We start from the raw sequence: 19748 nt of genomic DNA on the forward strand, positions 1-19748 counted from the left end.
TCGTTACAATAGTGCGTGTTTGTTGCCTTGTGCAATCTTAAAACCTTGCCTTCACGTAAGTAATGTAAGCTCGGCGCCTTCGCGCGACGTCGACGGTACTCTGCTAATCGATTTTTAATGTTAAAGCGCGCTCAATAATAGTGGTGTAAGTATGTCCAAACCTTTTAAACCATCAGTAAAGTTAACCGACAATCATGTGACCGATGAAAGTGTTTACCTTAATCGTCGCCAGTTACTAAAGTCCTTTGGTTTTGTAGGTGCTTCTGCTCTGCTTTCAAACTCCGCGAATGCAGCAGGTTGGTTTTGGGAAGACGATGAAGAGCAAGCAGAAGCATTTAAAACCCAAGCGCTGAAATTTAGCCAACCAGAAAAATATCAAATTAGCGAAACTCAAACGCCAGAATCTAAAGCCACCTCTTACAACAACTTTTATGAGTTTGGTACTGCCAAAGATGAGCCGGTTAAAAACGCGCAAGAATTTGATACTTCTGAGTGGACACTAAAAGTCGATGGGTTGGTGAATAAACCGCTTACACTAAATCTTGATGATTTAACGAAACGCTTTCCTCTTGAAGAGCGTATCTATCGCCTTCGCTGTGTAGAAGCATGGTCTATGGTTATTCCTTGGATTGGTTATGAGTTAGGCGCATTACTAAAAGCGGCAGAGCCCTTATCGTCAGCCAAATATGTCGCGTTTGAAACCCTATACGAACCTGAACAAATGCCTGGGCAGCGTAACCGTTTCTTGGGTGGTGGTATTGAATACCCTTATGTTGAAGGCCTGCGTTTAGATGAAGCCATGCACCCGCTTACACTAATGTCGGTAGGGCTATATGGTAAAACCCTCCCGCCGCAAAATGGCGCGCCCGTTCGTTTAGTGGTGCCATGGAAATACGGCTTTAAAAGTATTAAGTCGATTGTTCGCATTCGGTTGACCGATAAACAGCCCCCCACTACGTGGAACCGCTTAGCATCTAACGAATACGGCTTTTACGCTAATGTGAATCCTGATGTATCACACCCTCGTTGGAGCCAAGCTAGCGAACGCCGTATCACCACAGGTGGCTTATTATCACGTAATAGAATACCTACCGAAATGTACAATGGTTACAGCGAAGTAGCGCCGCTTTATGCAAACATGGATTTAACCCGTAACTTCTAATGAAAATATTCAAAAAACCCGTACGTGTTTCAAATTTAACTCGCAGGTCGCTGAAGGGCATCATTCATTTACTGGCACTTGGGTATTTAGTTGGCCTTTTTTACGCTGGCGTAACCGATAATTTAGGCCCCGATCCTGTCGATACGTTGCTAAACGAAACCGGTATATGGGCAATACACTTTTTACTTATTACGCTGATGTTAAGCCCACTAGGAAAGGTTTTACCTAGTCCAGAGCCAATTAAGTTTAGGCGAATGCTGGGGATTTATAGTTTTGTGTATGCGTTGTCGCATTTTGCGACTTACATCCTGTTCGAACTGCAACTAGACATGGGCTTGATTGCTACTGAGTTGGTTAAACGACCCTATATTGTAGTAGGGCTTACCGCTTTGGTTTTACTCTTCATATTAACAGTAACGTCTTTTCAGAAAATTCGTCGCAGTATGGGCAAGCGTTGGCAGCATTTACATAACAGTATTTATTTAATAGTACCTTTGGCATTGCTTCATTTTTCATGGTCACAAAAAACCCTATGGCAAGAACCCATATGGTATTGGCTGTTTGCCTTTGTATTGTTATTCAACCGAATTAAAAGTTTGGTGACCACCACACTTAAAAAACATGCTCGCAATAAAAACCGGAAACACGCTGTACAAACTTAACCAGTACTGGTGCAAAATTAGTGAGTGATAAAAAACAACAGCGCGGCGTATCGCGCAGTTTTACTTATTCCCACAATCAGTAAGAAAAACCAAAAGCGCGTACGTAAGGTGCCAGCTAGCAGAGTTAATGGGTCACCAATAATTGGCACCCAGGCTAGCAGTAAAGACCATTTCCCCCACTTTTTATACATGACTTCAGCCCGCATAAAGGTAGCGTGAGAAACGCGCAACAACTTGGTCGCTGCCAATTGGCCGAAGCGAAAGCCCAAAACATAATTTACGATTGAACCCAATACATTACCTGCAGACGCAACAACCAGTAACACCAGCGCAGATGAACCGTTTAGTACCAAGGTAGTTAATACAAGCTCAGAGCTTAAGGGTAATATTGTGGCAGCAAGAAACGCTGAAACCAACATACCAACATACCCTAGTGTTATTAAACTGCTCACCGCAAATTATGCCTTATTTTTTGTTACTAGGTTCACGCCATCGTGTTTAACCTAATGAAATTCTATGCGGGTGTAGTGTACCTAAGTCGCCAATTTAGTCATTAAGTTTGCTTACCCTTTGATGGCTGTATGCATACCCTTTAGCGACAGTACGCTGTAGTCATTAATATTACAGCGTTTGCGCGCGAAGCACTTCCATCTTTAAATCGGTATAACCATTCAAAAGCATTTAAGAAATAAACATTGTGTGAAAAAAACACAATTTAATGCTTGCAATCCTTTCAACTTAAAACTACTGTATGCACATACACACTGTATAGATAAACAGCTTGCTGTATAAATACTAATTAAGCATGTTTCTACGATAACACGTGATTTTACTTAAAAGACTGATTCACAAACTGATTTAAAACACCCTACGAAGATAACTTAAGAAAAGGTAACGCTATGAACACTTCTCCAATTGCACGTTTACAGGCATTACGTACCTCAGTGACCAATAAGTCTGCTTCAAGCTCCGCTATTTCTAACGTTGTACAACTCCCCTTACCTTTCGAAGGCTATCCAGGTGAAGGTAAAGGTGGTACGAGTAAGGGCTGGAATTATCTATTAGCCGATTCAGTGTCATTTTCAAAAGAAGTCGACCACGCTATTCGTATACAAAAACCTGAAAAGGAAAAAATGCCAGAGTGGATAAGCAAGCTGATAACCGGCGGCCAATGCAAAACACTGTATGTTGAAAATATTGATTTAGATTTGCAGCCTACCGACAGCGATATGATCAGAAAGCTTTGCGAACTTTATTCTGTATGTTTGGTAAATGTGCGAGTAGATTCAGCGTTAAATGAAGGCAACCTTGCAGTAGGGCCATGGTAATTCGTTTGATTAACCGTTAGCATTGCGCCCGAGTGCACGTTTACCTGCACATATATTCAATATGTGCACTGCTAACTTGGTTGTAAAAAATTATGCGATGTTTTTGCTGTTCAAATTTACCATTTTCTTCATGCTGTGAACCTTTTTTAAAAGGGCATGCCACACCTCAAACTGCTGCCCAGTTAATGCGCTCTCGTTTTTCTGCGTATGCCAGTAAGCAATTCGATTATGTACTGGCTACCTATACAAAAGTACGTCAACCGGAATTAAGTGTTAATGAATTAACTGCTAATGCAGCTAATGCTACGTGGTTTGCACTGGAAGTGGGTGAAACCCACAATGTGCCTCTTACTGCCCAAGCTGAAGGGCTTACTGAGGACATTATGCAAATTAATGAAGGTGCAACGGATACGGTAGATTTCACGGCTTATTATTTTGAAAATAAAAACCTATATCAGTTACATGAGACATCGAACTTTATTGTTGAAGATGGCAAATGGTGCTATCACGACGGGATACTCCATGATGACTGCGGCAAAGTAAAATACGGCCGTAACTTACCTTGCCTTTGTGGCAGCGGGAAAAAATTTAAGCAATGCTGTGCAACCAAAGCACGGTAAAGCTTCATTAGCTGTGTGGCTGTATCCCCCTTTAATACAAAAAACTTTTACCCGGCGAACTAATAGTCACCCTGTCATTCAAGGTGTTCAAAACTCGAAGCAGATAAGTTCGAAGCAAATAAGCCCGAAGCAAACAAGTCTGCTGCTTCGGGCTTTTGAAGCATTTACCTCTACTCATTTTATTCATTCTTTTTACTGATTCTTTTTACTGATTGTGTTGAATTTTCACATCGCTTCACACAAGTAGATTGCTTTTACGGCACCGCTGTCATTATTCAAATTAAAACTTAAAACTGATACTTATGAGTAAATTTCATTATTTAATGAAATTAAATCACTTTTATTCATCAGTTGATCTGCGTATAAAACCTTCTCTGCTCGACACAACTAACGTATTGCATTCGTTTTTAATTAGCTACTAGGTGCTTAATTAGAAAATACAGAACAGTTGTACTGAGCTAAAAATTTGGGTTTATGTTCACAAATGGAATGTCAGATCACCATGAATAACACTTTTACTTTTTCGCTTAAGCGCGTTTGTTTTGATGAGAACTATCGTCCATCTGACAACACACGCATCACTACTAACTTTGCTAACTTAGCTAGAGGTAGACGACGCCAGGATAATCTTCGAAACGCATTACAGATGATAGACAATCGTTTTAATGCTCTAGCGTATTGGGACAATGTTAGCGGCGATCGTTATTCGGCAAAGCTTGAAATCATTTCGGTTGATATTGATGTTGAAGGTAACGGCTGTACCTTTCCTACCATTGAAATACTAAAAACCAATATTCTTGATCGCAAAACCAATACAACCATTGAAGGAATTGTGGGGAACAACTTTTCGTCTTATGTACGAGACTACGACTTTAGCGTGATCTTATCTGAGCATAATAAAGACCGAGACCAGTTTAGCATTCCCAATGATTTTGGTGATTTGCACGGGAAGATGTTTAAAGCATTCGTGAACTCAGACGTTTACAAAGAAAGTTTCAGTAAGTTACCTGTTATCTGCCTGAGTGTGTCGGAAAACAAAACTTACCAAAGAACGGAAAATCAGCACCCTGTATTAGGTTTTGAATACCAGCCTAATAGCGCTTCGTTAACCGAGCAGTATTTCCAAAAGATGGGACTGCAGGTTCGTTATTTCATGCCGCCTAATAGCGTTGCCCCTTTGGCATTCTATCATTTTGGTGACTTGCTAAACGATTACACCAATCTTGAATTGATAAGCACGATTAGCACCATGGAAACCTTCCAAAAGATTTATCGCCCTGAGATTTATAACGCAAACGCGGTCGCCGGTAGAGTGTATCAGCCGAATTTAAAACACCAAGATCATTCACTCACACAAATAGAATATGACCGAGAAGAACGCAATCACTTAGCGGCTCAACAAGGTAAGTTTGTTGAAGAAAATTTCATCAAGCCTTACCACAATATTCTTCAACAATGGTCTGCAAACTGCGCCCTTTAACTCATTCAAACGTGTAGTACTTATTATGAAAAAATTATTACCTACTTCAATTGCCGGCAGTCTGCCTAAACCGTCTTGGCTTGCGCAACCTGAAACACTTTGGTCACCTTGGAAATTAGACGGCGATGAACTGACTCAGGGCAAACAAGACGCCTTACGCTTGTCGTTACTCAATCAGCGACAATCTGGCGTTGATATCATTAGCGATGGTGAACAAACTCGACAACACTTCGTTACCACCTTTATTGAACATTTAAACGGTGTTGATTTTCAGCAGCGTAAAACGGTAAAAATTCGCGACAGATATGATGCCAGTGTGCCTATGGTGGTTGGTGAGGTCACTCGTCAAAAAGCCGTTTTTGTTGATGATGCCAAGTTTTTACGTCAACAAACTAGCCAACCGATTAAGTGGGCACTTCCCGGCCCTATGACTATGGTAGATACCCTGTACGATAGTCACTATAAAAGTCGTGAAAAGCTAGCATGGGAGTTTGCCAAAATATTAAATCAAGAAGCGAAAGAACTGGAAGCCGCAGGCGTTGATATTATTCAGTTTGATGAGCCTGCATTTAATGTATTTTTCGATGAGGTGAATGACTGGGGCATTGCGGCACTTGAACGTGCTGCAGAAGGGTTAAAATGTGAAACTGCCGTACATATTTGCTATGGCTATGGCATTAAATCCAACACCGATTGGAAAAAGTCATTGGGTGATGAATGGAGACAGTACGAAGAAATTTTTCCAAAACTGCAATCGTCCTCTATCGACCTTATTTCACTAGAGTGTCAAAATTCTCGGGTTCCCATGGAACTAATCGAGCTGCTTCGTGGGAAAAAAGTGATGGTTGGTGCTATAGACGTAGCCACCAATGCTATTGAAACACCAGAAGAAGTCGCTAATACCCTAAGAAAGGCCTTACAGTTCGTTGATGCTGACAAACTATACCCTTGTACTAACTGTGGCATGGTGCCGTTATCACAACATGTAACACGTGGAAAACTCAACGCATTGAGTGCAGGTGCCGAAATCATTAGACAAGAATTAACGCGTTAATGCTACCGCCCTGATAGCGATTACAGAGCTGACATTGAGTTTGCATCTATGCGCCACTCAACTTTTTTGTCAGCTCTGTTTAATCCGCTAGCCAATGGATAATGTTAAGTAAAAATCGTTCGTTTTGTTCAGCTCCTACCGACCTCATACCATGCTTCGCTCCTGTGTTCGTATCAACCTGTGAAGAAAACATCATACCCTCAGAAAACACCGCAACCCGCCCTTTACCCAATTCCAACAAGGCACCTTGACTCCAGCCTTCGATGGCTCTTCGGCGTGTGCTTGACGTTATTTCAAAAGGAACTTCTGGCTCAATAGATACAGTACGTGGCCCAAGGGTTAACAGTGAAGTGGCCTCTTCTGGTGGTAAAAAGGCAGCGCCGCCGAAAGTTTTAACTTGTATCACTTCTTTTACGTGCAACTGACTGTTTAATACTGATGTGAATGCGCCATTTTGACTTTCTTGCATAAATACAGGAAGTTCGACATGGTTTGGGTGTTTGGCTTCTGGATTGGCTTCAGAATTAGCATTAGCGCTAGAATTATCATCTTGCTTAGCATTTTCATGTGCATAGGTTACTTCATGGCTAATCAGCGTACCCGTGGCCTTGCTAAATAGTGTTGCTTTGACGTGGCCATTAGTAAAAGTGAAGCCCAACGCTGTTGCTAGGCTTTCTATTACTTTCGGAAAAGGGGCGTGATCGGCAATAAGAAAAAGTGAGCCGCCATTTCGTACCCATTCAATAACAACAGATACTTCATCATTAGTCAGCGCTTGATTAAAAGGGGGTTGCCAGTTGCTTCGCTTTTTATCAAGGGCGTTGGCGATAACAAGAATATCCACATTTTTAAGGGCCTGTTGGCTGAAACTTACCTTGTTTGATTCAACCGTGACTCCATCGCTGAGCAACACCTGAGCAAAGGGTTTGAAACGATTATTGATGGTGAGAAAGTTGTGGTGAGCTTCATCGACCTGTACCACTGGGCTGGCATTTGAGGTGTAAGTTGCTGTTCGCTTGTAGGGTTCAAATGTCGCGTCTGCTTGTTGGGGGCTGTCAGAGCAAGAAGACACTAAAAGCACATTGAAAAGAATCGCCAGTCTCGCCATAGTTTTCATTAACACGTCCTTATGAATAATTTCTAGAGTAAAAAAAATAAAATAAAGCCAAACATTTCATAGCGTTAAAGGCACTTTCGACTTTAATTAGATTATTTTTCAATCATTTTGTAATTTTTATTTTTTGCCCGTGACTATAGCTTTGAAGGTTAATTAATAATCACCAAAGCATATACAGGGAATCACGATGACGGCACAAACTTCAGGCAATCAAAATGAGCTAGCGTTACAAGCCCCCAAAACATACGAAAACAATATCTATGGGAAAAATACAGGGCGTTTAGATAACAAGGCGTGGCTTCAACAAGGGTGGCAATTATTTAAGCAAGCCCCTTTTTCATTATTTGTTCTTATGCTGAGCCCGTTAATTATTGAAGGTATTATACAGCTATTACCTGCGCAACTAATACCTGATCCCCTACTAGCAGCCCCCATGTCCATAATGCTTTCAAAATGGATAATGGTGCCTGTTATTGGCGCTACTTGGCTATGCATTCATAACTTGGCGACAAAAGGGAAAGTATGGTCGTTCTCTGCAATAAGCAATGCATCGTGGGGTAAATTTCTACTTATTAGCCCTCTCCTTTTGCTGCCGTTTTTAAGTCAGCTTTTGTTTTCTTGGGTACTACTTGGAAGTAGCGGTGTAGATTTGCTTTTATTCCAAAAGCTTATTGATATAAGCGCCCACACGTTAGGTTTACTATTCTCATCGGCAGTGCCATTTATTATGCTATTTCTGTTTGTTGCACCACTAATGTTAATAGCTAAACGCACTTTTAAACAAAGTATGGCAACAACCTTTTCGATTGTTTCTGCACAGCCTAGTGCTTTCGCCATGTTAGCTGCACTAAACACCTTGGTTATTTATTTTGCGCCACACACCTTTGGTTTGTCTGTGTTACTTGCATGTCCAGTACTTGCTTGTATCCATTATGGTGCTGTTAAGCCACATCTAGCGCATAAATAACCTTTAAAATAGACCGAGACAAGGCCGCTAATGTCAGCGGCCTCGTTTAGCGTTTACCTTTGCCAATGTTTCACTTATACCGCTTTTCGCAAATAGACGTTGTAAATCATCGCTATCACTAGGCATACGCCAGCTGGCGCAATAAGCGAAAAGAACTGAAACATGCCAAACAGAATTGCCCCCGCTGTGCCACCAAAAATGAAACCGGTAATAATTAACAAGAATAGCTTGGCTTTTCTGGTATCTAGCTTTTCCCCTCGGCACAGGGCCCCAAGCATAATGCCTAAATCGGTGAAAATACCAGTAACATGAGTGGTGCGAATAATAGCCCCGCTATAGGTTGTAGCTAACGCATTTTGAAGCCCACAAGCCGCTGAGGCAAAAAAATGCCCAATAAACTGTTCGTTATACAAAAACGCCAACGCAACAAGCAATAAAAGCGCTTCTATTACAAGGGCTGTGTCGTAATGCCGGCCAAGTTTCAATGTAAAACCATGCAGTAAGAAACCTGCAATAGAAGCGCCAACAAGGAAGGAAAGTAAAACTCCTACAAGATGAAACGCACTTTGCAAAGAGCCTTGGTAAACCCCCGTGCCAAGTAAGGTTGCAGTGCCCGATAGATGCGATACTGATTGGTGTTCAAACCCAAGCAGTCCAATCGCATTCACATACCCAGCCACCAGCGCTAAGATAAATGCGCCAAATTCTACCCATTTAGGTAGCTGTGAAATCATGATACCTCGCCTTGTTATTACCCAGATAAGGCAAGCATACTCTCAACAACAGAAAATCCATCTGACCAATATCAATAAAAAACGTCAAAACTGACGCATATTTTTTTATAGGCAGCAATTACATAGCTTAGCGCAGTAACAAGTCACCTTGTACAGGAACATATTTGCTGGCAGCCTTTATAAGAGAAACCGAAGTGAGTTCTTGAACGCCGTACACTTCCACCTCTTTACCTTTATCAACAAGCTTACTGGCCAATATATCGAAATCACCATCTCCTGTAGCAAACACAATGGTGTCAGCGAGATCAGCATACTCCATAGCGTCAATCGTTATACCCACATCCCAATCGCCTTTCGCTGAACCATCTGCTCGCTGAATGAAAGGTTTTAACTTAACTTCAAAGCCAATACCACGGAGTATATTTTGAAACTCTCGCTGTTTTGTGTCGCCTCGCTCAATAGCATACGCCACTGCTTTCACCACGTTTCTACCTTCGGTAGCCAAGCGCCAAAATTGATTGTAATCAAAATTGCACTTATGAATTTGTCGCGTGGTGTAGTAAATATTTTGCACGTCGACGAAAAGCGCAACGTTATCCATGGTTAGTCCTTTTTGATAGCCAGAAGGCTCAGCCTTTTTGATGTTGTTTGTTAGCTTGCCTATTACACGAGTAGATTAGCTAAATGTACGAATATATAACGCTTCTACTTTGTCTCTCGCCCACTGAGTTTTGCGCAAAAACTTAAGCGAAGATTTCACAGAAGGGTCGTTGTTAAAACAGTTCACCCTAATTTCAGAGTACAAGCCTTCCCATTGATAATGTTCAACGAGACGAACAAGAATTTTTTCAAGGGTAAGCCCGTGAAGAGGATTATTTGGCTGCTGTTGGTTCATAATGCTAATTCCGAATAGAAACAAATACGTATCGCGATTAACCAGCTCGCTAGTACGTTGATTTTGTTATTTTAACAGAGTATGTTGGCATTCCCTTCGAAAAATTCGAAGTAACTAGCGTAAGCATATATATAAAACCGATAAAACAAGGAAAGTTGTATGAGTAACAACATCAATGATGACCATGACGTCAGCAAAGAAAATGAAAGTATTCAAGAATATTGGGGTATGCCACTTAACACCTATTGCATGCTTATTCACCTTAGCCAGTTAACCAGTATTATAGTGCCTGGTTTAGGGTTAATCCTGCCCATCGTTATGTGGGCTGTGAATAAAGATAAGCACCAAGATATTGATATGCATGGAAAGGTCACCGTTAATTGGTTAATCAGCTTATTTGTTTACTCGCTTATTTGTGGCCTGCTCACGTTAATCATTATTGGTATGTTTGGATTAGTGATCCTTGCTATTTTGAACTTCATTTTCGCTATTGTTGCCGCGATAAAAGCCAACAAGGGCGAATTATGGGTGTACCCACTTAGCATTAGGTTTATTAAATAACGTATGAACATGTTCCATAAGCCTTGCTTCTGATTCTTGTGTGAGTCTTCTAAATGAGCCCTTTGATAACAATTAAGCAAGACGACCTTAGCAGCGGCGACGTTATCGCCCTGCTAGAAGAGCACTTAAAAGACATGTACGCCACGTCTCCCCCAGAAAGCGTGCATGCCTTAGATGTTAAGGCGTTGAAGTCGCCTAACATTACCTTTTTTAGTGCATGGGAAGGCGAACTATTAGCCGGATGCGTAGCCATCAGAAAGCTCAGTAACACTGAAGCAGAATTAAAATCTATGCGTACCAGCGCCATGTTTCGTAAGAAAGGTATAGCAAGTCAATTGCTTACCTTCGTAATTGAATTCGCTGCAGCAAACGGTTACCAAACGTTAAGCCTGGAAACGGGCACGCAAGACTATTTCAACGCCGCCCGGCGGTTATATTCAAAACATGGTTTTAAGGCCTGTGACCCTTTCGGGGAATATCAGCTTGATCCCAATAGCCACTTTATGACCAAGCTGATATTCCCCGAAAGGGCCCCTGTAATTAGAAAACAATAAAGCCCGCTACTTCAGTATCCTTTCCTATCCTTTGCTGATTTCAAAGACATACAACAGCAAGCCCCTGAAGTGGAAGCACAAGCCGACAAGCGTATCGAAAAAACATAACAATTTGTTTGCATTGCATATCCCTGCTATTCCCGCCAAAATGCCAATATAACATCCAACTGAAATGTCTGTATTTTGACCACGCTATCGCTACACCACTACCAAGTAAAACTAGATAACAACTTCACCACCCCTGCCTTTACTTTTACCGTTAATCAAGGTGAGCATGTATTAATTGCTGGGCGAAACCGTGCAGGAAAATCCTTGCTTATGGCAGCATTAGCCGGTCGCGGAAAGCCGCTTGCTGGTACACGCTCATTGAACGTATCGGTTGCTGAAGTCAGCGTAGCCGTTCAGCACGCGATGATTCTTGAAGAAAAACAAAAAGACAGTGCAGATCTTCTCGATATTGTGGCTGAGCCTACCTTAGTGCACGAGCTTTTAAGCAAAGCAAATTCTGACTATCAACAACACAGCGCGTATAAAATCTTATCAACCGCCTTGCAGGTTGCCCATTTACTCAATACGGCCTTTCTTTCACTGTCTACCGGTGAAACACGCAAAGTCCTCTTGTTACTAGCTTGGGTGAGCAATGCCGACGTAATTTTAGTTGACGAACCTTTTGAAGGGCTAGATAAAGACGCACGGGCACGTTTCAACACCTTCTTAAGCCAACAAACACAGTCCACCTTAGTGATTACCGCAAATACAGTGCGCGACGTGCCGAATGTGGCATGTAAGTTAGTCTTGGTTGAGGCATTACAAATTGTATCGTGTAGCGACGACCGCTTGGCACCTGAAGCGTTAGTTAACCATTTATCGTCGTGGTTCAGTTTAAGTACGGCTGAACCAACATTGCCACCTAGCACCGAAACGTCTAAAACCTTTGCCAAAGACGAGCCGTTAATTGCGCTTCGAAATGGGTTTGTTAAGTACGATGACAACACCGTATTCAAAGATTTAGATTTTATGGTTTACCCGGACCAGCATTGGCAAATTTCTGGGCCCAACGGATCTGGAAAAACCTGCTTGCTAACCATGATTACAGGCGATAACCCTCACTGCTACACCAATGATTTAACCTTGTTTGGTATAAAGCGAGGGTCTGGGGAAAGTATATGGGATATCAAACAACACATTGGCATTATGTCAAACGCACTGCACATGCAGTACCGGGTAAATTGCAGCGCTCACAATGTAGTGACCTCTGGCTTTTACGATAGCATCGGACTTTATACCACGCCGACCAATGCTGAAAATGCGATTGCCGATGCATGGCTTAATATAATAGGCTTTACCGATAACAAACACACACCGTTCAACAGCCTTTCTTTTGGTGAACAGCGATTATTACTTATTGTTCGCGCCATGGTGAAGCACCCTGTGGTGTTAATACTTGATGAGCCTTGTAATGGGTTAGATGATATAAATCGCACCAATGTGCTGGCATTAATAAAGCTTTTAGCAGCATCGAACCACACCACCCTGCTTTATGTTACTCACATAGCCGATGAGGCGATTGAGGGTATTGATAACGTGCTTGATATGCGAGATTACCAAGGATAACTGCCTTATATGTATTTGATTCTCGTGAAGCGGTTTCCGTATGTCGCTTTGTGGATAAGGATTTTGTGGATACGGCTTCCATGAAACGGTTTGCGCGTTTATCAATGAAAAGCCCAGCTTCTAGCTGGGCTTTTTGTTTATTTTTTGTGGCGTGCTGCTAGTTTTTCTAGCTGCTCATCACTGGCCGGTAGTTGGTGGTTTTCTTTCCACTCGGAATACGGCATTTTGTACACGACTTCTCGAGCAGCATCGTAATCAATGTCTTCACCTTGCTCTGCAGCGGCAGACGAATACCACTTAGCAAGACAGTTGCGACAGAAATCAGCCAGAATCATTAGGTCGATGTTTTGTGCGTCTTTGTTCGCGTCTAAATGATCGACCAAACGTCGAAACACAGCCGCTTCAATTTCGGTTTGCGTTTGCTTTTCCATGTTGCTCCTTTCTTTAAAAACAAAAAAGGGAGCTAAGCTCCCTTTTCTAATTTTTCTTACATTTGTCTTCAATTTACATCTGGCTATAACGTTAGGGCAAAACCTTCGCTATAGCTCATTAGCAAATAAAACCTTACTCTGCGTCGTCAGACTTAGGAGCAGGCTTTTCAAGTAACTCTTTAATGCTTAGACGTACACGGTTTTGACGGTCAATTTCCATCACTTTCACGTCAATCATCGCACCTTCAGTAAGGTAGTCAGTTACTTTGTTAACACGCTCGTGAGCGATTTGAGAAATATGTACTAGGCCTTCTTTACCTGGTAATACTTCAACAAACGCACCAAAATCTACGATACGGGTAATCTTACCGTGGTAAGTTTTGCCCACTTCGATTTCAGCGGTAACTTGCTCAATCTTGCTGATAGCAATATCGGCTTTCGCACGCTCAGTTGCGAAGATTTTGATAGTACCATCATCTTCGATTTCGATGTTGGTATCAGATTCTTCAGTAATTGAACGAATCATTGCGCCGCCTTTACCGATAACGTCGCGGATCTTGTCCTGATCGACTTTAACAGTGTAAATGCGTGGAGCAAATTCGCTAAGCTCTTCGCGATGACCGCCAATAGCTTCGTCCATTACGTTAAGAATATGCAAACGTGCTTCTTTTGCCTGTTTAAGGGCAATTTGCATGATTTCTTTAGTAATACCTTCAATTTTGATATCCATCTGCAATGCAGTGATACCACCGGTAGTACCGGCAACTTTGAAGTCCATGTCACCAAGGTGATCTTCATCACCAAGGATGTCTGAAAGTACAACGAAGTTTTCGTCGCTTTTCACTAGACCCATTGCAATACCAGCAACTGAAGCTTTAATTGGTACACCTGCATCCATAAGCGCAAGTGAAGTACCACATACAGAGGCCATTGAAGACGAACCATTTGATTCTGTAATTTCAGAAACGATACGTACTACGTACGGGAATTCTTCTTCGCTTGGCATTACTGCTTGAATACCGCGCTTCGCCAAACGACCGTGACCAATTTCACGACGCTTAGGAGAACCAATCATACCGGTTTCACCAACACAGTATGGAGGGAAGTTATAATGAAGCATGAAGCGGCTGTCACGACGGCCTTGAAGCTCGTCAATCATCTGCGCGTCACGTTCTGTACCTAGCGTAGCAGCAACGATTGCTTGAGTTTCACCACGAGTGAAAACAGCAGAACCGTGAGTACGTGGTAAAATGCCCGTTGCAACGTCTAGTGCACGAATCATCTTAGGATCACGACCGTCAATGCGAGGCTCGCCAGCAAGGATGCGTGAACGCACTACGTCAGACTCAAGATCATGAAGAAGGTTTGATACTTCTTTCTTATCTTGGGTCTCGTCTTCAGCAAGAATAGCATCACGTGCTTTTTCAGTTGCAGCAGTAACTGCGTCTTTACGCGCAAGCTTGTCAGAGATTTGGTAAGCAGCAACCATTTCAGCTTCAGCTAATGCTTTCACTTTATCTTTAAGAGTTGTGTTTTCTGCTTCTGGTTTCCAGTCCCACTTGTCGATACTAACGTTAGCAGCAAATTCTTTAACTGCTGTTACTACCGTTTGTAATTGCTCGTGACCGAACATTACTGCACCAAGCATAACGTCTTCAGAAAGCACATCGGCTTCTGACTCAACCATTAATACTGCGCCTTCAGTACCAGCAACAACAAGATCTAGATCGCTGTCAGCTTGTTCTTCAACACGGGTATTTAGAATGTATTCGCCGTCAGTGTAACCAACGCGCGCTGCACCAATTGGACCATTAAATGGAATACCAGAAATGGCTAGTGCTGCTGAAGTACCAATCATAGAGATGATATCAGTTGGAATATCTGGGTTAGCAGACATTACCGTGATAACAACTTGTACTTCGTTTTTAAACCCTTCAGGGAATAATGGACGGATTGGACGGTCAATCAAACGCGCTGTAAGGGTTTCGCCTTCAGAAGGACGACCTTCACGTTTGAAGAAACCACCAGGGATTTTACCCGCAGCATATGTTTTTTCTTGATAGTTTACTGTTAGTGGGAAGAAATCTTGATCTGCTTTCGCTTCTTTCTTACCTACAACGGTAACTAATACAGCGGTGTCATCCATACTTGCCATGACGGCTGCTGTGGCCTGACGAGCGATAACGCCCGTTTCTAGTGTTACAGTATGCTGTCCATACTGAAATGATTTAGTAATAGGAGTCACTATTTGTCCTTTAATTTCAATCTTATTTATCGCTTATAATCGCGGTGCATAGTATAGCGATGAACTAACGCTAATACCATTAACAAATTTTCTATTCGTAGAATTCGTTGCGGTTTGTGGCAATTTCGTCCACATCACGTATTCACTGTGATTAACCCACTACACAATGTAGTTCACATTGAACAAATAAGCGCACAAATACTCACCGCAACGTAAATATCACCATAACCAGATGAATTTTGTATTAATACGCTCAAATTGTATGTATTTTCATCATAATGACATAAAACCTCGTATGCTATAACTAAACCTACACGGTGCGCTAAGGGGAATGCAATGCTAGTACTCAGACTAAATAAAGCTGGCATGCCACAGGAATGGATCCATGTTGAGCAAGCTGCAAAACTCTATTGTCAGGAAAAGGTATTATTCGAATTAGGCAGTGATGCTGTTACGCTTAAAGGTGGCTGGGATCACCATGGCCATCAAAGTCAGTTAACGTTATCGAGTATTATTGCTTGCGATGGCAAAGTCACAGATTTAAGCGGAAAAATAGCGTTAACCAATCGGTATCTGTTTAGGCGTGATAATTACTTATGCCTTTACTGCGGCCAACGCTTCTCACCTAGCCTGTTAACCCGTGATCATATTATTCCACGCTCACGGGGTGGCAAAGATAGCTGGACTAATGTGGCAACGTCTTGTCAGCGCTGTAACCATGCTAAAGCGGCCAAAACCCCTGAGGAAGCGGGCATGCCTTTGCTTGCTGTACCCTTCAGGCCAAACGTTTATGAAAGGTTCTATTTAGTGAACCGACGAATACTGGCTGACCAAATGGAGTTTTTAAAAGGCCATTTCACGGATAAACGAGATTGGCATTTAAACGGTTTCCCCTAGCGATTGAGAGCTAGACGAAGTGTTTGGCGGACAGGCACTTTTTTCTAGCGCCTCAAACCACAGGCTTAGCCAATCTGAACACATTTTGTGTTCAAGTTCGTGTGCCTCTGCTGTCGGGCAAAACAAACTAACTTTCACGACTACCTTAGCCAATTCATTAGTTTTAATTTCAACTTCAGGGTCAATTTGAATAAAGTCTTGTTCCAAGTGACGCTCAATAAGGCCTTTATACCGTTCTGCTACATCACGAAAGTATTCACAGTGGGCATGGGCACTGGCCCTAAATGCTGGTAATAAGCTGTAGGCATTTACCGTCGGCTCGTTAACAATATTAAAAGAGTGCAATTTATAACGACGTAAGAAGTTTAAATTACGCACTGTCTGAGTAACTAACTGGCTATTAGGCACATATACGTGCTTACCGGTGTAATTGAAGGTTTCAGGGTCAACTTCTAATAAGGCGGTTTTTGCCCAATCCATTTCTACCACTTCCCCGATGACGTTATTCATCTGGATCCAATCCCCTACCCTAAATGGCCGTGCGCCTAGGTAGTAAATGAAGCCCATAAAGCATTGAATAAATTCGCGGGTAGCTAACACAATAGCCACCATGAAAGCGGCAATTGAAATGGCAAGGTTCTGAATTTCAGATGACCACACCATCATCAGCAGCACAATAATGAATGCATTACCTAGCTGCTCTAAAATATTAATCTGGTTACGTCGATCTTCCCCTTTGCGCGAGCTCCGACGCTTAATAAGGCGAAGGGTACCCTTCTTGAAAAAGTGGAGTAATACCACTAAAAAGAGCGAGGCCAATAGCTTGTAATCCAACACAAATTGAACAAGGTTATGCCACATTTGTGTTGGGTCTATCGCTATTTCCATGTAGATGCTCCAGTTAACCGTTTGATAGAAAATAAAAAAAGCGCTGTAAATACAGCGCCTTTATTATGAAGCATGCTATTGATGGGCACAATGCCGACCAGTGGGATTATTCCCATTCAAAGGCCGGGATTTTATGCTTACGTTGAACGAAGCTATTTCGTGTTAGTTTGCTAGTCGCTTATTCGCGAATTTGACCAACACCATTCACTAGGTATTTTTCAGACGTTAGCGATTCTAATCCCATTGGCCCATAGGCATGAAGCTTAGTAGTCGCGATACCAATTTCAGCACCTAAACCAAGTTGGCTGCCATCAGAGAAACGTGAAGATGCGTTTACCATTACTACACTGGCGTCTACGGCACGCTGAAATTTCTTAGCGCTATCTTCGTTTTCTGAACAGATAACTTCAGTATGGTTACTACCAAAGTCAGCAATATGAGAAATGGCACCTGCGAAATCATCCACTACACGAATGGCAATTTCTAAACCTAAGTACTCTTCGCCGTAAGCGTCTTCGCTAATAACATCAGCGTTGTTAAAGTACTGAGCGCCTTTTTCATTGACATGCACTGTCACCTTATGTTGCTCAAACGCTTCGGCAACGCGAGGTAAGAAGTCGCCCGCAATAGCTTGATGTACTACCAAACCTTCTAACGCATTACATACGCCAGTACGCTGGGTCTTACCATTTAACAAGATAGCCAACGCTTTATCTAAATCAGCGTCTTTATCGACATATAAATGACATACCCCTTTAAAATGCTGAATAACAGGCACTTTAGAGTGTTCGGTTACATAGTTAATTAATCCTTCGCCACCACGTGGAATAATAACGTCAATGTAGTCCCGTTGTTCCATTAGCTCTTGCATAAGCGCGCGATCTGGATTCGGAACTACAGTAACTAAGGCTCTTGGTAAGTTATGCTTTTCAAGCACGTCTTGCATAAGCCCAGCGATGGCTAGACTGGTATCCAGTGCTTCTTTACCACCACGTAGAATAACGCCGTTACCCGATTTAAAACACAGTGCGCCAGCATCGGCTGTTACATTAGGGCGTGCTTCATAAATCATACACACTACACCTAATGGAATACGCATCTTTTTAATTTCGATACCGTTTGGACGGGTGCCAATTACGCGCTCACGACCAACAGGATCGTCAAGGCTAATAATAACTTCAATGCCTTCTGCCATAGATTCTATGCGGGCATCATCCAAAATCAAACGGTCAATCATGGCATCGTCTAGGTTATTTTCCTTAGCACGCGCCACTTCTTTTTCGTTAACCGCTTTAATGGTGTCTTTATTTCCACGAATAGCCGCAGCCATATCCTTTAACACCGCATTTTTCTCAGCTTCATCTAAGATGGCAAGTGTTTGTGCCGCTTGTTTCGCTTGTTTTGCTAATTCTGTAATAATGCTCATTCTTTCTCCAAATTTGCTACATGCTGATCAGAAATAATAGGGCCAGTCTTATCTTCAAATTCACTGGCGAAGTCATCGTTTTCCTGATTCGCGATAAAATTCAGTAAACAGCTACTGTAGTTTGATTTCGCTTTAACAAGCTTAGTTCCATCAGCTTTGCGTACCAAAATGGTATCGCCCACTGAGAACTCGCCTTTTACATCAACTATCTCGCTGCTGGTAAGTTGTTCACTGTCGTTTTCCAATGAGGAATCAAAATCTCCCTCAACTATCACTTCGCCTTGCGCGTTCGACGTATGGCGCATCCAATGCACGTTTTCTAGCATAGGCTTATCGTAAGGACTAAAGTGCGTGCCTGGGTTTTTACCCGCAAGCAACATGTTAAATGACAGTTCGGTAAAGCCGTTAATAATATATGTATCTATACCATGCGAAACTGCTTTTTCAGCCGCTTCAATTTTTGTGCGCATACCACCGGTGCCAACACCGCCTTCCGCTGCACCACCCGCCATGGCATAAATACTGGCGTCTATGGTATCTACTTTCTTGAGCAACTCAGCATCGTCGTGATCATGAGGGTTTTTGTTATACAAACCGTCAATGTCAGAACAGATGATAAGTGCATCTGCGTCAGCTGCTGCTGCCACCATAGCGGATAAGTTATCGTTATCGCCTACTTTTAGTTTATCGGTCGTTACCGTATCGTTTTCATTTACGATAGGTAGAACGTTATGCTCTAACAAACTAAATATGGTTTCACGAATACTAACGTAGCGCTCTCTATCGCGCAGGTCAGCATGGGTTAACAGCATTTGCGCCGATGGGAAGTCGAATAATCTATCCCAGGTTGCAATCATTTCTGTCTGCCCTGCTGCTGCCATTGCCTTTTTCACAGCAATGTTCGACTTTTCATGGTCAGGGAACAAATGTGCCCCTGCGGCAACTGAACCTGAAGACACTAACACTACCTGTGTTCCATTTGCCCGACAACGCACGATGAATTGGGCAATACTAAGCAAGTAGTGGCTGCTGCACCCTTGCTTGTTCGGCGAGATTAGTGCACTGCCTACTTTAATGACCACGCGTTTCCAATTGGGATGACTCATAATATTT

Annotated in this window: 21 protein-coding genes; 11 read left to right on the forward strand and 10 right to left on the reverse strand. The window is 42.4% G+C overall.

What is annotated here, in order from left to right; all coding sequences use genetic code 11:
* Positions 1-151: 151 nt before the first annotated feature.
* Together msrP and FLAVO9R_RS09160 are read left to right on the forward strand one after the other, a co-directional pair.
* Positions 152-1162, forward strand: a complete 1011-nt coding sequence (gene msrP / locus FLAVO9R_RS09155; protein ID WP_159530669.1) for a protein-methionine-sulfoxide reductase catalytic subunit MsrP — start codon at positions 152-154, stop codon at positions 1160-1162.
* Positions 1162-1824, forward strand: a complete 663-nt coding sequence (locus tag FLAVO9R_RS09160) for a sulfite oxidase heme-binding subunit YedZ (protein ID WP_159530671.1) — start codon at positions 1162-1164, stop codon at positions 1822-1824. Before msrP ends, FLAVO9R_RS09160 begins: the two co-directional genes overlap by 1 nt.
* 17 nt (positions 1825-1841) lie before the next feature.
* Here FLAVO9R_RS09160 and FLAVO9R_RS09165 read toward each other — a convergent pair whose 3' ends face one another.
* Complete coding sequence (locus tag FLAVO9R_RS09165) at positions 1842-2276, reverse strand: YqaA family protein (RefSeq protein ID WP_232370619.1); 435 nt, start codon at positions 2274-2276, stop codon at positions 1842-1844.
* Positions 2277-2723: 447 nt separating this feature from the next.
* Here FLAVO9R_RS09165 and FLAVO9R_RS09170 point away from each other — a divergent pair, with 447 nt between their 5' ends.
* The 4 genes from FLAVO9R_RS09170 (at position 2724) to FLAVO9R_RS09185 (ending at position 6306) form a co-directional block, all read left to right on the forward strand.
* Positions 2724-3152 (forward strand): deoxyguanosinetriphosphate triphosphohydrolase, encoded by a 429-nt coding sequence (locus FLAVO9R_RS09170; RefSeq protein ID WP_159530673.1) that lies wholly within the window; start codon positions 2724-2726, stop codon positions 3150-3152.
* A 92-nt stretch (positions 3153-3244) separates the two neighbouring features.
* Positions 3245-3772: a YchJ family protein gene (locus FLAVO9R_RS09175; protein WP_159530675.1), complete on the forward strand. Its 528-nt coding sequence runs from the start codon at positions 3245-3247 to the stop codon at positions 3770-3772.
* Between the two features lie 502 nt (positions 3773-4274).
* A complete protein-coding gene (locus tag FLAVO9R_RS09180; RefSeq protein ID WP_129738038.1) occupies positions 4275-5252 on the forward strand; it encodes a DUF1852 domain-containing protein in 978 nt (325 codons plus the stop codon).
* A gap of 25 nt (positions 5253-5277) precedes the next feature.
* Positions 5278-6306, forward strand: a complete 1029-nt coding sequence (locus FLAVO9R_RS09185) for a methionine synthase (RefSeq protein ID WP_159530677.1) — start codon at positions 5278-5280, stop codon at positions 6304-6306.
* A 79-nt stretch (positions 6307-6385) separates the two neighbouring features.
* Here FLAVO9R_RS09185 and FLAVO9R_RS09190 read toward each other — a convergent pair whose 3' ends face one another.
* Positions 6386-7423, reverse strand: coding sequence for a DUF4350 domain-containing protein (locus FLAVO9R_RS09190; protein WP_159530679.1), 1038 nt, complete (start codon positions 7421-7423; stop codon positions 6386-6388).
* A gap of 187 nt (positions 7424-7610) precedes the next feature.
* On the opposite strand from FLAVO9R_RS09190, the gene FLAVO9R_RS09195 reads away from it, so the two are divergent.
* Entirely contained in the window at positions 7611-8390 is a 780-nt protein-coding gene (locus tag FLAVO9R_RS09195; RefSeq protein ID WP_159530681.1) for a hypothetical protein, read from the forward strand.
* A 74-nt stretch (positions 8391-8464) separates the two neighbouring features.
* Here the strand turns inward: FLAVO9R_RS09195 and FLAVO9R_RS09200 are convergent, their stop codons facing one another.
* From FLAVO9R_RS09200 to FLAVO9R_RS09210, 3 genes are all read right to left on the reverse strand, one after another.
* A complete protein-coding gene (locus FLAVO9R_RS09200) occupies positions 8465-9124 on the reverse strand; it encodes a YoaK family protein (protein ID WP_159530683.1) in 660 nt (219 codons plus the stop codon).
* Between the two features lie 127 nt (positions 9125-9251).
* Positions 9252-9725, reverse strand: coding sequence for a LabA-like NYN domain-containing protein (locus FLAVO9R_RS09205; RefSeq protein WP_126872244.1), 474 nt, complete (start codon positions 9723-9725; stop codon positions 9252-9254).
* Between the two features lie 75 nt (positions 9726-9800).
* Positions 9801-10019 carry a VF530 family DNA-binding protein gene (locus FLAVO9R_RS09210; RefSeq protein ID WP_013784337.1) on the reverse strand — a complete coding sequence of 73 codons (219 nt, stop codon included), beginning with the start codon at positions 10017-10019 and terminating at the stop codon, positions 9801-9803.
* A 159-nt stretch (positions 10020-10178) separates the two neighbouring features.
* Here FLAVO9R_RS09210 and FLAVO9R_RS09215 point away from each other — a divergent pair, with 159 nt between their 5' ends.
* The 3 genes from FLAVO9R_RS09215 (at position 10179) to FLAVO9R_RS09225 (ending at position 12748) form a co-directional block, all read left to right on the forward strand.
* The gene (locus FLAVO9R_RS09215; RefSeq protein WP_159530685.1) at positions 10179-10580 is read left to right on the forward strand and encodes a DUF4870 domain-containing protein; all 402 of its coding nucleotides are present in this window, start codon (positions 10179-10181) and stop codon (positions 10578-10580) included.
* A 65-nt stretch (positions 10581-10645) separates the two neighbouring features.
* Positions 10646-11134 (forward strand): GNAT family N-acetyltransferase, encoded by a 489-nt coding sequence (locus tag FLAVO9R_RS09220; RefSeq protein WP_159534531.1) that lies wholly within the window; start codon positions 10646-10648, stop codon positions 11132-11134.
* A 183-nt stretch (positions 11135-11317) separates the two neighbouring features.
* On the forward strand, positions 11318-12748 hold the full coding sequence (locus FLAVO9R_RS09225; RefSeq protein WP_159530687.1) for an ATP-binding cassette domain-containing protein: 1431 nt from the start codon (positions 11318-11320) through the stop codon (positions 12746-12748).
* A gap of 137 nt (positions 12749-12885) precedes the next feature.
* On the opposite strand, the gene FLAVO9R_RS09230 is transcribed toward FLAVO9R_RS09225, so the two are convergent.
* Complete coding sequence (locus FLAVO9R_RS09230; protein ID WP_159530689.1) at positions 12886-13179, reverse strand: DUF1244 domain-containing protein; 294 nt, start codon at positions 13177-13179, stop codon at positions 12886-12888.
* 133 nt (positions 13180-13312) lie between these two features.
* On the reverse strand, positions 13313-15424 hold the full coding sequence (gene pnp, locus FLAVO9R_RS09235) for a polyribonucleotide nucleotidyltransferase (protein ID WP_013784342.1): 2112 nt from the start codon (positions 15422-15424) through the stop codon (positions 13313-13315).
* Positions 15425-15760: 336 nt separating this feature from the next.
* Here pnp and FLAVO9R_RS09240 point away from each other — a divergent pair, with 336 nt between their 5' ends.
* Positions 15761-16321: an HNH endonuclease gene (locus FLAVO9R_RS09240; protein ID WP_159530691.1), complete on the forward strand. Its 561-nt coding sequence runs from the start codon at positions 15761-15763 to the stop codon at positions 16319-16321.
* On the opposite strand, the gene FLAVO9R_RS09245 is transcribed toward FLAVO9R_RS09240, so the two are convergent.
* The 3 genes from FLAVO9R_RS09245 to proB all read right to left on the reverse strand — a co-directional run bounded on the left by FLAVO9R_RS09245 (position 16304) and on the right by proB (position 19741).
* Positions 16304-17209, reverse strand: a complete 906-nt coding sequence (locus tag FLAVO9R_RS09245) for a mechanosensitive ion channel family protein (protein ID WP_159530693.1) — start codon at positions 17207-17209, stop codon at positions 16304-16306. The genes FLAVO9R_RS09240 and FLAVO9R_RS09245 overlap by 18 nt on opposite strands.
* A gap of 178 nt (positions 17210-17387) precedes the next feature.
* A complete protein-coding gene (locus FLAVO9R_RS09250; RefSeq protein ID WP_159530695.1) occupies positions 17388-18635 on the reverse strand; it encodes a glutamate-5-semialdehyde dehydrogenase in 1248 nt (415 codons plus the stop codon).
* Complete coding sequence (proB, locus tag FLAVO9R_RS09255) at positions 18632-19741, reverse strand: glutamate 5-kinase (protein ID WP_129738012.1); 1110 nt, start codon at positions 19739-19741, stop codon at positions 18632-18634. The genes FLAVO9R_RS09250 and proB overlap by 4 nt, the downstream gene beginning before the upstream one ends.
* Between the last annotated feature and the right edge of the window lie 7 nt (positions 19742-19748).

The sequence above is a fragment of the Alteromonas sp. 38 genome, from assembly GCF_902506055.1.
GTDB classification, from domain to species: domain Bacteria; phylum Pseudomonadota; class Gammaproteobacteria; order Enterobacterales; family Alteromonadaceae; genus Alteromonas; species Alteromonas lipotrueae.